At 70.9% G+C, this 14,134-nt stretch carries 7 protein-coding genes; 3 read left to right on the forward strand and 4 right to left on the reverse strand.

Features of this window, described 5'->3' with window-relative positions; translation table 11 throughout:
- Positions 1-4: 4 nt before the first annotated feature.
- Positions 5-568 (reverse strand): RICIN domain-containing protein, encoded by a 564-nt coding sequence (locus ACFC09_RS18640; RefSeq protein WP_376529328.1) that lies wholly within the window; start codon positions 566-568, stop codon positions 5-7.
- A 501-nt stretch (positions 569-1,069) separates the two neighbouring features.
- Here ACFC09_RS18640 and ACFC09_RS18645 point away from each other — a divergent pair.
- On the forward strand, positions 1,070-1,591 hold the full coding sequence (locus ACFC09_RS18645; RefSeq protein ID WP_376529329.1) for a hypothetical protein: 522 nt from the start codon (positions 1,070-1,072) through the stop codon (positions 1,589-1,591).
- A gap of 48 nt (positions 1,592-1,639) precedes the next feature.
- On the opposite strand, the gene ACFC09_RS18650 is transcribed toward ACFC09_RS18645, so the two are convergent.
- Positions 1,640-2,761, reverse strand: a complete 1,122-nt coding sequence (locus ACFC09_RS18650) for a PP2C family protein-serine/threonine phosphatase (RefSeq protein ID WP_376529331.1) — start codon at positions 2,759-2,761, stop codon at positions 1,640-1,642.
- Positions 2,762-3,131: 370 nt separating this feature from the next.
- On the opposite strand from ACFC09_RS18650, the gene ACFC09_RS18655 reads away from it, so the two are divergent.
- Positions 3,132-4,982: a right-handed parallel beta-helix repeat-containing protein gene (locus ACFC09_RS18655; RefSeq protein WP_376529333.1), complete on the forward strand. Its 1,851-nt coding sequence runs from the start codon at positions 3,132-3,134 to the stop codon at positions 4,980-4,982.
- On the opposite strand, the gene ACFC09_RS18660 is transcribed toward ACFC09_RS18655, so the two are convergent.
- The gene (locus ACFC09_RS18660; RefSeq protein WP_376529336.1) at positions 4,972-6,510 is read right to left on the reverse strand and encodes an amino acid permease; all 1,539 of its coding nucleotides are present in this window, start codon (positions 6,508-6,510) and stop codon (positions 4,972-4,974) included. The two genes, ACFC09_RS18655 and ACFC09_RS18660, sit on opposite strands and share 11 nt — an antisense overlap.
- Before the next feature lie 583 nt (positions 6,511-7,093).
- Between ACFC09_RS18660 and ACFC09_RS18665 the strand changes: the two genes are divergently transcribed.
- Entirely contained in the window at positions 7,094-10,945 is a 3,852-nt protein-coding gene (locus ACFC09_RS18665; protein ID WP_376529338.1) for a S8 family serine peptidase, read from the forward strand.
- A gap of 147 nt (positions 10,946-11,092) precedes the next feature.
- On the opposite strand, the gene ACFC09_RS18670 is transcribed toward ACFC09_RS18665, so the two are convergent.
- Positions 11,093-14,086, reverse strand: coding sequence for a BTAD domain-containing putative transcriptional regulator (locus ACFC09_RS18670; protein WP_376529340.1), 2,994 nt, complete (start codon positions 14,084-14,086; stop codon positions 11,093-11,095).
- Positions 14,087-14,134 lie beyond the last annotated feature (48 nt).

Raw genomic sequence — 14,134 nt, forward strand, 5'->3', positions numbered from 1 at the left:
AGTGTCAGCCGGTGACGGTCTCCCAGACGGGGAGCCAGACGTCGTTCGGTGCTCCGTTTGCGGTGCAGGTGTACTGGATCAGGGGGTTGCCCTTGCCGACGCCTCCCCTGACGTTGAGGCACTTGTCGCTGGACCTGGCGACGATCTGGTAACCGATGCCCTTGGGCACGAACTTCCACTGCTCGTTCGCGGCGTTGCCGCAGGTGTACTGGATGATGTCGGTGTCGTTCTCGTTGCCTCCGCCCTTGACGTTGAGGCACTTGCCGCTGTGCACCGCGCGGAAGCGGTAGTAGCCGCCCGAGACCGCCTCGGGTTCCCACCGCTCGTTGTCCGTCCTGGACAACGGCCACTGGATGACGCGGGCGCCGTTCTCCTGCGAACCGCCGCTGACGTTGGCCACCTGGCCGGGGTCGGCGGCCAGCCGCAGGGTGACCTGCTGGACCTGAACCGCCTGGGCCGAGAGCGCCTGCGAAGGCTGGGCGGTGGCCGAGACGTGGGAGCCGAGTACCAGTCCCGCGCCGGCCGCCGCGGCGCCGAGGGCCACGGTCCACCGCTTGCGTGCCGTCATGGCGAATCCTTTCCGAGGAGGAGAGGGCAGAGCCCTCGAAACGACGACAGCAAAGAGTAATTAGCCTGTTACGTAAAGTCGTGATCTGTGCGTTTTCGGTCAAATGCACCGAGCTGGTTTGGCGCGCCGAGGCGCATGGGCAGCCGCGTCGGCGTGTCGGCCGACACTGGGCCGGGGGCGGGCTCCGCGCATCTCGACCACCGGTGGAAGCTGGCCGGTTCACGAGATGCGGAATCGTTCCTCCTCGGTCGGGCGGTCACCGGCGCGAAGGACACGGAGAGGCGCCAGGCTGACGCGTCGACGCCACGGCCGCACGTGCGGGTGCGGGATGCGGGTCCTCGGGCGAAGGCGGGGGCGGCATGAGTACGAACGTGCTGACGACCCGGGCGGGCGAGGTTTCCGCAAGGGCGGAGCTGAACTGCGGTACGCGCCGTACCAGCAGAAATCCGCCCCGTGGACGGCGGCGGAGCGGGATGGGACCGTTCCGGTGATCCTGGAGAGGTGACCCCGCGTACCTCTCCCCAGGAACCAGACGCCCGGCGATCGACCGGCCGGGCCCGGACCGACTACACCGGCGCGATCTACGGCTCGCTCCTGGCCGCTTCAGTGATTGCCGGGGCCAGCGCGCTCGGCCCCTTCCCGCGCCTTGAGCTGGTGGTGATCCTGCTGTGCACCGGCGTGGTGTTCTGGGCCGCCCACGTCTACGCCGACGTCGTCGGCAACCGGCTGAGCCACCAGGTCCTGACCTGGCAGGAGGTCCGACAGGTCGGCGCCCGTGAGTGGCCGATCGTGCAGGCGGCCGTGCCGCCGGCCGCCGCCCTTGTGATCAGCCCGCTCCTGGGCCTGGGGCTCACCGGTACGGCCTGGCTGGCGCTCGGCGTCGCCGTGGCCGAGCAGGTCGCCTGGGCCGGCGCCGCGGCCCTCCGGACCGGTGCCTCCCGCCTCGCGGTGGCGTCCGCCGGGGCCGTCAACCTCGTACTCGGATTGATCATCGTAGCCGCCAAGGTCGCAGTCCAACATTGAGTACGCGAGGCTGTCAGGTCCTGTGTCCACGGTGTCGGTGAAGGGTATTCACGCCCTGGGAGCCGCGGTGGGGGCGGCCGCACGGACGGCAATGGCCGCGATGTCGTCGTCGAGACGGTTGCGGCTGTAGTGGACCAAGTCCTCGTGCAACTGCTCCAGCAGCCGGGACGGGGAGTCCACGTCCCACCGACCGGCACGCTGTACCAGTGGGAAGAATGCGCCGGCGAGGTCGCGGGTCTCGGTGACACCGTCGGTGTAGAGCAACATCTGGTCCTCGACGGTGAAGGGGACGGTATCGATGCGGTAGTCCTCGCCGAGCAGTGTGCCCATGTTGATGGGCGGTGAGGGCGCCGTGGGGGTGATCTCACGGACCGTTCCCGCGTGGAACAACAGCGGAGGCGGATGCCCGCAGTTGACGAGTGCGATGGCTGCACCGTTGTCGGGGATCTCGGCGAGCAGGGCCGTGGCGAAGTACTCCGTCTGTTCGCCGGGCAACAGCGTCGTGTAGCGGTTCATGCTCACGTCCAGTCGGCGCGCCAGCCGCGCCAGGTCCGGCTCGTCGTACGCGGCCTCCCGGAAGCAGCCGACGACGGCTGAAGCGGTGCCGACCGCGAGGAGGCCCTTGCCGCGCACGTCTCCGATGATCAGCCGGACGCCGTGGGACGTCTCCAGTGCCTCGTAGAAGTCGCCGCCGACGCGGGCCTGGGCCGCCGCAGCCAGGTACAGGGCCTCGATGTCCAACCGGCCGAGACGGTGCGGCATGGGGCGCAGCAGGACCTTCTGGGTCGTCTCGGCCACGGAGCGGACGTCGGCGAGGGTCTGCTCCCGCTGCTGGCGCACGTGACTCGCGTAGGCGGCCGCCGCGGTGGCGCCGGCAATCACTGCGAGGGTGAACAGGTGTGTGTGCGTGATCTCCCCCAGGTTGCCGGTGGACACGGCGATCACCGCGTCGAGGGCAGCGGCGAGCACACCGATGGCCACGGTTCCGGCCACCGGCCACACCGATGCGGCGAACGCGGGGGCCAGCGAGAGGAAGCGGCTGAAGTAGAGATGACTCGGAGTCACAAACGCCAGCACGGTGATGATGGCCGTCAGTGCCAAGGGCGTCAGGAACGCCAGCGTCTCCCAGGGGCTGCCCGTATGGCGCCAAAAACGAGCAGAATATTTCATTTAGGCAGTGTATGGGAATGCCTGTGTCAGGCAGCTCAGGCAGCTCAGGCAGCTCAGGACAGCTCAGGACAGCTCGGTCCACGCGAGCCACGGCACCCACACGGTCCGGCCGGGCGGTCTCCAACGACAGGGGGCCGCCCGATCGGTCAGGGACCGCTTCCGGGAAACGGATCGGCGACCCACCGGTGGACCACCGCGAACCCGCGGTAGCAGTCCTGGCGGCCCTCGGCATGAGGTGCAAACACTCGTCGACACCATTGACCCAGAGATCGGATCTATAGAGACTCTGCGAGAGGATCCGACCGGGCAACTGGCGGAACTCCGAATAAGCATTGGATGTTTCGTGAGTCACGTGTGCTCCGGAGGGGCTATGTCTCGGTTCGTGTTTCTCGGGGTCGCACTGGCGTTGCTCCCAGGTGTGGGCAGCCCTGTCGCCGCAGCACCGAGGGCGACACCGGTGGTGGTCGACGTGGACGCCTACGGAGCCGACCCCACGGGCCGTACGGACTCGACGCCCGCCGTCACCGCGGCGCTGCGGCACGCCAAGAGCGTCGACCGGCCGGTCAGGATCGTCTTCTCGAAAGGCACCTACCAGCTCTACCCCGAACGGGCCGAGACACGTGAGCTCTACGTGTCCAACACCGTCGGCGCCGACCAGCGTTACCGGGACAAGAGGATCGGGCTGCTCGTCGAGGACATGCACGACGTCACCGTCGACGGCGGCGGAGCCGAGCTCGTCTATCACGGCCTGCAGACCGCGTTCGCGTCGATCCGTTCCACCGATGTGACCTTCACGAACTTCTCCTTCGACTACGCGGCCCCCGAGGTCATCGACGCGACCGTCGCCGACGCAGGGGTCGCCGACGGGCACGCCTACCGCGTACTGTCGATCCCCGCCACCAGCCCGTACCGGGTGAACGGCACGCACATCACCTGGCTCGGCGAGACCAGCCCGGCCACCGGGCAGCCGTACTGGTCGGGTGTCGACGGACTCCAGTACACACAGATCCACGACCCCGGGGCGCAACGGTCCTGGCGCGGAGACAACCCGCTGTTCAACGACGTCGCCGCGGTCACCGACCTCGGCGGCCACCGGATCCGGATCGACTACGCGACCGCTGCCCGGCCGACGGACGCCGGGCTCGTCTACCAGATGCGTCTCATCGAGCGGACCGAGCCGGGCGCCTTCATCTGGGAGTCCAAGAACGTCACGATGCGCTCGATGAACGCCTACTACCTACAGTCCTTCGGCGTGGTGGGGCAGTTCAGCGAGAACATCGCCATCGACAAGGTGAACTTCGCGCCCGACCCGGCGTCCGGCCGGTCGACAGCCTCATTCGCGGACTTCGTGCAGATGTCCGGCGTCAAGGGCAAGGTCTCCCTCACCAGGAACGTCTTCGACGGCCCGCACGACGACCCGATCAACATCCACGGCACCTACCTGGAGGTCGTCGGGAAACCTGGGCCGTCCTCCCTCACCCTCGCCTATGAACACCCGCAGACCGCCGGATTCCCGCAGTTCGCGCCGGGTGACGAGGTCGAGTTCGCCGCCAAGCGCACGATGACACCGCTCGCGGACGCGCACGCGGTGGTGACCGCGGTCGACGGGCCGAGCGGGAGGGACCACGACAAGCCGCTGACCACGATGACCGTCACCTTCGACCGACCGGTTCCCGACGGGGTCGAGACCGGCGGCACGGTCGCCGAGAACATCACGGCCACCCCGTCGGTCGTCATATCCGGCAACGTGTTCCGCAACGTGCCGACCCGCGGTGTGCTGATCACCACCCGCAAACCCGTCCTCATCACCGGCAACCGCTTCGACGGGATGTCCATGGCCAGCGTCTACGTCTCGGCGGACGCCTACCAGTGGTACGAGTCCGGGCCGGTCGCCGACCTCACGATCCGGGGGAACTCGTTCACACGACCGAGCGGTCCGGTCATCTACGTGGAGCCGACCAACCAGGTCGTCGACCCCGCGAACCCGGTGCACCACAACATCTCCGTCGAGCGCAACTCCTTCGACATCGGTGACATCACCGTCGTCGACGCCAAGAGCGTCGGCGGATTCGCCTTCACCGGCAACACCGTCCGGCGGCTGGACGGGGCGGAGCACCCGCCGTACACCTCCCCGCTGTTCGTCTTCCACGGCAGTTCGGACATCCGGATCGCGCGCAACCACTACGACCAGGGCCTGAACACCTCCGTGGTCACGGACTGACTGTGTCGTGCACGGTGGGCCGCGGCACGTCGCGGGTCGTCGACTGCCGCCTGCGGTACAGCCGGTACCCGGCACCGGCGGTCACCGTCACTCCCAGGAACAGCACGGTGAACCACTGGAAGTACCAGTGTCCGCCCGCCGGGTCGTACACCGCCGCCCGCGGCCAGGCGAGGTTGACCGCCATGAACAGGCCGTAGAGGAGGGCGAGGGCGTTGACGGGAACGCCCCAGCGGCCCAGGGAGAACACGGGCGCGCCGGTCTCGTCGGTGCCGAGCGGAGCGAACCCACCGCGCATCCGGCGTACCAGCAGGGGGCCGGTGACCATGGCGTAGGCCAGGTACAGCAGCACTATGCAGGTGGTGCCGATCGCCAGGAAGGCGTCCGGGGAGGCGAAGTTCAGGAGCAGGAGGGCCGCCGACAGGACGCCGACGGCCGTCGCCGGCGCGCTGGGCATGCCGGTGCGCGGGTTGACCTTCGCGAGCCGCTCGGCGAAGGGCAGTTGTCCGTCGCGGGCCATGGAGAACAGCATCCGGCTGGCCGCGGTCTGGATCGCGAGTGTCGCCACCGCGATCGCCACCACCACGTCGGCCAGCAGGACCTTGCCGACCCCGTCGCCCAGGCTGCTGGTGAGGACGTAGCCGAGCCCGTCGACGCCCAGGTGCCCGTCGGTGAGACTGGGCGCGGCGAGCAGACCTCCGAGGACCACCAGACCGCCGAGCAGTCCGGCGGCGCTCAACGCGGCGAGGATCGTGCGGGGCGCGGTGCGCCGCGGGCTCACGGTCTCCTCGCTCATCTCACCGGCGCTGTCGAAGCCGATCATCACGTACGCTGCCGTGAACGAGCCGACGAGCAGGGCGCCGAACAGGCCGTTCGCGGCGCCGCCCGCGGTGTGGAAGGTGATGCTCGGCGACCGCTTGGCGTGGGTCAGCAGCAGTACGACGATGAGGACCGCACCGAGGATCTCGGCGGTCACGCCGATCCGGTTGACCACGGACATCACCCGGTTGTCCACGATGTTCACCACCGTGGTCAGCGACAGCAGGATCACGCCGAGCACCGCCGCGTTGGCCGCGCCGTCCGCCGACGTCGGCGCCGGATCGCTACCCACCAACTGGAAGCCGGGCCAGATCGCGGGCAGTACCATCTGCAACGCCAGCGCGGCCGCCGAGACCACCACGACCTGCCCGATCACCATGATCCAGCCGGCGAACCAGCCGAACGACGGGTTCGACAGGCGCGTGGACCACTGGTAGACGGCGCCCGAGATGGGGTAGTGCGCGGCGAGCTCCGCGAAGCAGGCCGCGACCAGCAACTGCCCGACGAGCACGGCGGGCCAGGTCCAGAAGAAGACGGGGCCGCCGGACGCGTACCCGAAGGCGAAGAACTGGAAGACGGTGGTCAGTACCGAGATGAAGGAGAACCCGGCGGCGAAGGAGGCGTACCGGCCCAGACTGCGGTGCAGTTCCTGGTGGTAGCCGAACGCCTCCAGGCAATGGTCGTCGAGAGTACGGTCGTCGGTCGTCGTCACGGCGGCACCTGCCTTCGGCGCAGGGGAGGAATTCCCGGGGGTTTCCGGGAATTCCTGTCGAGCGACAGAAATTCGGGGCGGGCTGTCCCGACCGCGTCACACCGCCGGGTGCGCACCCGCCCCAAGTCCGCACATCGGCGCGTGACGAACCCTAACGCGACACGTCGCTCGCTGATGAGTCCTGCCACGACCTGCCGGCGTTCGTTCGATCCGGGTCGGCCGGTCGTCGACACCACGTTGTGGTCGTGGAACTCCCGTCGCGCGCGGTGACGAGTCGACACGCCGGCCGTGCGCGGTCGAGCCGTGCGCGGGGACCCGGACGGACGGCCGCGCGTGTGCTGCCGAGGTCCGCCAGGACCTGCGTCGCGGTCAGGTCGACGGCGACCGAGTCAGCGGCAACCCGTGGCGTGCCGGCGAAGCGGAGCCTCCACGGCCGGGAGCGGGAAACGCCGGCGAAGTCGTTGCCGTGGCGCCGTTGGGACAAGTCGCAGCTGTGACACCTGAGGGTCGTGACATGCCCCTGGCGTCGGCGGATTCTTTCGTATTACTCGTGACCACACGCTGAACGAAAGGTGCTCGGCTGATGGCATGGAACCGCCTGACGGCGGCGATATCGACAGCATTGCTCCTGACCGCTGGGGGCGTGCAGTCCGCGTCCGCGCAGACGTCCGAAGCGAGCGCGGCGGAACCCGCCTCCGCACCAGGGGCTCACTCCGCGACCGTGCGGCTCGTGACCGGCGACCGCGTGACGGTGACGCCCGCCGCCGACGGCCGCACCACCGCGTCGGTGGAACCCGGGCCGGGACGCGAGCGGATCGTGTTCCGCACGTACCAGGAGGACGGCGGCGACCTGACGGTGCTGCCCTCGGACGCCGCGGACCTGATCGCCGCCGGGACGCTGGACCGGCGTCTCTTCGACGTCACCACCCTGATCGCCCAGGGCTACGACGAGGCGGCCACATCGGCGTTGCCGCTGATCGTCTCCGCCGAGCCGCGTTCCGGCACGGCCCGGACGACCGCGACGAGTGAGAAGGCCGCGGCCGCCGTCGCGGACCGGGTCGCCGCGTTCAACGTGGCGTCGGCCCCCGAGCGCACCCTGGACAGCATCGACGCGCGGTCGCTGCGGGTCGCGGACGACGACCTCGGCGCCTTCTGGAAGACGCTGACCCCGGGCACCGCCCAGGGCGCCGCCCGCGTCGCGGCAACCCCGCGAGTGTGGCTGGACGGCAGGGTGTCCCCGGTGCTGGACCGCAGTACGGCGCAGATCAACGCGCCGGAGGCGTGGAAGGCGGGATACGAGGGCCAGGGTGTGAAGGTGGCCGTGCTGGACACCGGCGTGGACGCCACGCACCCCGACCTGGCGGGGCGGATCGCGAAGTCCAAGGACTTCTCCGGCAGTTCGAACACCGTGGACCACTTCGGACACGGCACACACGTGGCGTCGACCGTCGGCGGCACGGGCGCGGCGTCCTCCGGCTCCCGCAAGGGGGTGGCGCCGAAGTCGGACCTGCTGATCGGCAAGGTGCTGGGTGACGACGGCTACGGTTCGGAGTCGCAGGTCATCGACGGCATGGAGTGGGCGGCGGCCGAGCACGCCAAGGTCGTCAACATGAGCCTGGGCTCGGACGACCCGTCCGACGGCACCGACCCGATGAGCCAGGCGGTCGACACACTCTCCGCCTCGGGCGACACCCTCTTCGTGGTCGCCGCCGGCAACGCCGGCGAGAACGGCGACACCACGATCGGCTCGCCGGGCGCCGCCGACGCCGCGCTGACCGTGGGCGCCGTCGACCGCGACGACTCCCTCGCCCCCTTCTCCAGCCGCGGCCCCCGCCTCGGCGACAAGGCCGTCAAGCCGGACGTGACCGCCCCGGGTGTCGGCATCGTGGCCGCGCGCGCCGCCGGCACGACGATGGGCGACCCGGTCGACGCGAACTACACGGCCGCGTCCGGTACGTCGATGGCGACCCCGCACGTCGCCGGTGCCGCCGCGCTGCTCGCCCAGCAGCACCCCGACTGGACGGGGCAACAGCTGAAGGACGCGCTGGTCAGCACGGCGCACACCGTGACCGGAACCAAAGTGACGGCGCAGGGCGGTGGCCGGATCGACGTCGCGGCCGCGATGGGCGCGGTCACGGCCACCGGCAGCGTGACCCTGCCGGCCGTGCAGGTGGGCTCCGCCGGACAGCGACAGACGGCGGTCCTGCACTACACCAACAACGGTGACCAGCCCGTCGACCTGAAGCTGACCGTCGCCCTGGCGAACTCCGACGGCATCGCCCTGCCCGCCGGTGTCGTCACGCCCGACGCCGACACCGTGCACCTCGCGCCCGGCGCCTTTGCCGACGTGCCGCTGAGCATCGACGCGAAGAACGCCACACGAGGCTCTTACTACGGCTACGCCACCGCGACCCGCGCCGACGGCACCGTCCTCGCCCACACCACGCTCTCCCTGGCCGTGCACGCGCCGCTGCACCGGCTCACCGTGGTCGTCCGCGACCGCGACGGCAAGGTGCTGCCGGGCCGGCTGCCGACCATCTGGGGTGCCGACGGCTTCGTCCCGTACACCAGCACCGACCCCGCGGTCGCCGTCGTCGAGGACGGCACCTACCAGGTCGACGAGGGCTCCTTGAACGACGCCGCGGACGGCCAGGAACTGGTCGAATTGATCAACCCGCAGGTGACGGTCGCCAAGGACACCACGGTGACGCTGGATGCCGCCAAGGTCACCGAGGTGCAGATCCGCACGCCCAGACCCGCCGAGCAACGCGGCATCCTCAGCTACCAGACGTACCGCAAGATCGACGGCCACGGCCTGATCCAGGGCGTGATGTTCTTCGACATCGCCAAGCGGATCTACGTCAGCCCCACGGCCCAGGTCACCGACGGCACCTTCGAGTTCGCCTCGCGCTGGCAGATGACGGCGCCCCAGCTGCGGGCGAAGGTGTCCGGCACCTCCTCGGCCTTCACCCCGTACTACCTGCCGACCTCTCAGGTCTTCGACGACAAGGGCGCCCGGCTGACCGCGGTGGACGCCGGCGCGGGCACCGCCGACGACCTGAAGGCCGCCCACGTGCGCGGGAAGCTCGCCGTCATCCGCTACGACTACGGCGACGACCGGGCGCTCGCGCAGACGGCCGCGGACGCCGGGGCCAAGGCGCTGATGCTGGTGATGCCGGAGGGCTTCTACCCCTGGACGCGCTGGCACCCGGAGGGCGACCGCCTGCCCCTGCCCGTCATGCGGGCCGGCACGTCGGAGGGCACCGACCTGCTCAGGCGCGCCGGACAGCGCACCACCGCGGTGGACTTCTCCGGCACCGTGCGCAGCCCGTACCTGTACGACGTGATGCAGGTGTCCCAGCAGCGCATCCCCGAACACCTGGTCCACACCGTCTCCGACCGCAACAGCGCGGTGGTGCGCGCCACCTACACCCGTACCGGGGCCTCGTCCTGGGGGAGCGAGCAGCGCTTCGGATGGCGGCCCTACCAGGACACGGCCTGGAACCAGTACACCCGTGACGTACCCACGGGCCAGGAGCGAGTCGAATACGTGACGGCCGGCGACACGCTGTGGCGCCACACCGTGCACCACGACACCGTCATGGACCCGGACGTCGAGCTGGGCGTCGGCATGCACGACGCGGCCCACACCTACAAGCCCGGACAGCGCGCCACGGAAAGGTGGTTCGCGGCTCCGGTACGGCCGTCGATCCCGCGTGGTGTGACGGGCTGGCCCGCGTCGGTGCGCAACGGCGACACCCTGTCGTTCCACATCCCGGAGTTCACCGACTCCGACACCGGCCACTGGTCGTACGCGGAGAGGGACGCCTGGGGAAGCGGCGGTGCGGGAACGTCCGCGGTGGGCGACGCGAGCGACGTGACCCGAGCGGAGCTGTACCGTGACGGCCGGCGCGTCGCGGAGTCCGACAGCGGCGCGTGGGGCGACTTCGAGGTGCCCGCGGGCAAGGCCGACTACCGGCTCGACCTGACCACCGCCCGTACCTCGGCCAACTGGCAGTTCGGCACCGGCACCACGACATCCTGGACGTTCACCTCGGACACCGCGGCGACCACCGCCCTGCTGCCCCTGCTCCAGGTCGACTACGCCGTGCCCGTGGACGCCCGCAACGCGGTGGGCCCGGGACGGTCGCACAGCGTGGATCTCGACGTACGCATGCCGGACGGCGTGGCCGCCCCGCGCGGGGTGTCCCTCAAGGTCGAGGCGTCGTACGACGACGGGCGGACCTGGACCACGGCCCGCACGGGCCGGCACGGCGGCGGTACGGACTTCACCGCCACCGTCGAACGCCCCTCCTCGGTCCGCCAGGACGCGTTCGTGACGCTCCGGGTCACCGCGACGGACGCCGCCGGCGACAGCGTCCGGCAGACGATCGACCGCGCCTACCTGCACCGCGCCCCTTCAACGGGGCACTGACGGCGGAGCGGCTGTGACCTGCGGGCGCCGGGCCGACCAGCCCGGCGCCCGCAGACGTCGTGCCAGAACGGGACGGCGCTGTGCATGGCCGAAGGCTCCTGGCAGGGCGGAGCGCGCAGCCGGGAGCCGCCTCCGTAACGCCGATGGTCAGCCGTGCGGGGACGGACCGGGCACCGCGACATCCTTCAGCCGGCCGCGGACGTGCGCGGCGTCCGGGTGGTCGATCCGGGTGAGGATGTCGAGCGCTTCGCGCCAGGCGAGTGCGGCCCGTGCGCCGTCGCGGGCCGCATGGTGGGTGTCGCCCATGTGGACCAGGGTGTCGGCTTCCAGATAGTGGTCGCGGATCTCCCGGTACAGCCGCAGCGCATGCCCGTAGCACGTGAGCGCCCGGTCGTGTTCGTGCAGGTGGTGGTGGGCGTAGCCGAGGCTGTCCCAGGCGGCGGCCTCGCCGTTGCGGTCGCCGGCCCGCTGGTGGGCCGAGAGTGCCCGGCCGCACTGGTCCAGGGCGTCTTGGTACTTGCCCGTCAGGATGTGTGTCCAGCCCACCTCGTTGGCGATGTTTCCCTCCGCGATGTGGTGCTGTCCGGCCGCGTGGTAGAGAGTGCTTGCCTGCGCGTAGTGACCGAGGGCCTCCTCGTGCCGTCCCCGCCGGTTGGCGAGGAAGGCGGCGTAGCGGTGGGCCCCGCCGTGGCCGGCCCGGTCGCCGGTCTCGCCGAACAGCTCCATGGCACGCGCGAGGTGTGCGTCGGCCTCGTCCCATCGTTCGAGTCGGCCGCTCACGAAGCCGAGCGCCCGGTGCCCGTGCGCCTGACCACGGATGTGACCCAGACGCTGGGCCGCACCCAACGCCGCTGTCTGGGCGACGAGTTGCTCCTGCCAACGCCCGTTGCGGTCCAGGTAGAGCTCCAGGGTCGCGGCCGACTGCCAGCTGTACTCGCCGCTGCCGTGCCGGGCGTCCTGCTCGATCACCGCGAGCAGGACGGAGCGGTTGCTCTCCAGCCAGTCGGCCGCGGCAGCCTGGTCGGGCAGGCGCGGGAGGGTCACTCCGGGCAGGTGGGGGCGCAGCCCGATACGGTCCCGGCTCGGCGCGAGCGCGCGGTCGGCCATGTGCGTGGTGTGCAGGTAGTGGTCGAGCATGCGGCAGCGGGCCGCCTCCAACTCCTCGGCGTTGTCCGTTGCCCGGCTCAGCTCGCCGGCGTAGGCGCGCAGCAGTTCGTGACTGCCGTAGCGGCCGGGTACGGGCTCGAAGAGCAGGTGGGCGCGGACCAGCTCCGCAAGCAGCGGCCGGACGTGGCCGGTGTGCTGTCCGGCCAGACTGGCGGCGGCGGCCGCGGAGCAGTCGGGGCCCGGATGCAGGCTGAGCAGCCGGAAGAGTCGGGCGGCCTCGTCGGTGAGGAGCTGGTACGACCAGGAGAACGCGCTGCGTGCGTCGGCGGCAGGGGCCTCCCCGGCGAACGCGTCCAGGCTGTCCTGGCTGTCGCGCAGTTCGGCGGCGATTGCGGCGAGCGAGAAGCCCGGATGGACCGCGGTACGGGCGCTGACGACGGCCAGCGCCAGAGGCAGACGCCCGCACAGCGCGATGATCTGCGCGACGGCGTCGGGTTCGCGTGCGACGCGTTCGGCGCCGAGCCGGCGGCACAGGAACTCACGGGAGTCCTCATGGCTGAGCACGTCCAGCGTCAGGCTGTGCGCGCCCTCGCCGGCCACCAGGCCGTAGAGCTGGTTGCGGCTGGTGACGACGACCAGGCAGCCGGGCCCTCCGGGCAGCAGTGGACGGACGTGCTCGGTGTCCCGGGCGTTGTCCAGGACGATGAGGACACGCCGGCCGGCGAGGAGGCTGCGGTAGAGCGCCGCCTGGGCGTCCAGGCCCGCGGGTACACGCTGCGCGGGTACCTCGAACGCGTCAAGGAACGACCGTATCGCCTCGGCCGCGCTCATGACCGAACCGGTGGGATGGAAGCCGCGCAGGTTGACGTAGAGCTGCCCGTCGGGGAAGCGGTCGGCGACGCTGTGCGCCCAGTGCACCGCCAGCGTCGTCTTGCCGACACCGGCCATGCCGCCGATGGCGCTGATCACCACCGCCGGTACCGGTTCCCCGGGGGCGGGCAGCAGGCGCTGGATACGGGCGAGATCGGTGTGGCGGCCGGTGAAGGCGGGCAGGTCGGCGGGTAGCTGGGCGGGACGCACCGTGGTGCGGGCGCCGGTTCGTGCCTCTGCCCGCGTCCGTGCCGTACCGTCGGACCCGTCGGACCCGTCGGACCCGTCGGACCCGTCGGACCCGTCGGACCCGTCGGACCCGTCGGACCCGTCGGACCCGTCGGACCCGTCGGACCCGGTGGTCCGGGTGGATTCCGGGGTCCGGGCCGCTGCCGGGGCACGCAGGGCGAGGGTGCCGCCGAGGATGCGTTGGATGGCGGTCTGCAGTTCGGGGCCTGGCTGTACGCCGAGTTCGTCGGCGAGCCGAGTGCGTACGGTCCGGTGGACGTCCAGGGCCTCGGCCTGGTGTCCGGTGGCCGCGAGCATCAGGATCAGCCTGGCCTGGAGCCCTTCGTCCAGTGCGTGCTGCGCCGCGGCCTGCCGCAGGGTCACCAGCACCCGCGCGCCGAGGCCGGGCCCCGCCTCCAGGGCGAGTTCGGCGGCTTCCTTGACGGTCGCCAGGTGTTCATCGTCGAGGGCGGTGAACGCCGGGTGGGACCGCACTGCGGCGGCGATGCCGGAGGCCGCGGGCCCGCGCCACAACGCCAGCGCCTCGATCAGCAGTTCGGTGGCGGCGACCGGTTCCCCGGCCTGAGCGGCCCGCTGCCGCAGGGCCCGGAAGTGCAGCAGGTCGAGATCGTCCGCCGCCACCTCAAGTCGGTAGCCGCCCGAGCCGCGCAGCAGTCGGCGTGACTCGCTGCCGGCCGGGAGATCGGGCTCCAGCAGTCGGCGCAGTGCTCCGATGTGCCGCTGGACGATGTTGACGGCCGTGTCCGGCGGGTCCTGTCCCCACAGGGCGTCGACGATCTCGTGGACGGTGACCGGATGACCCGCCTCGGTCAGCAGCAGTGCGAGCAGGGCGCGCTGCTTCGGCGGCCCGAGGACCAGTTCCGTGCCGCCGCGCCAGGCCCTGACCGGCCCGAGCACGGCGAAACGCGTACGCACAGACTCTCCCGTACCAACTGTGACGACATGTGTACCCGGCGCCCGCCG

This window comes from Streptomyces sp. NPDC056161, from assembly GCF_042268025.1.
Taxonomy (GTDB): domain Bacteria; phylum Actinomycetota; class Actinomycetes; order Streptomycetales; family Streptomycetaceae; genus Streptomyces.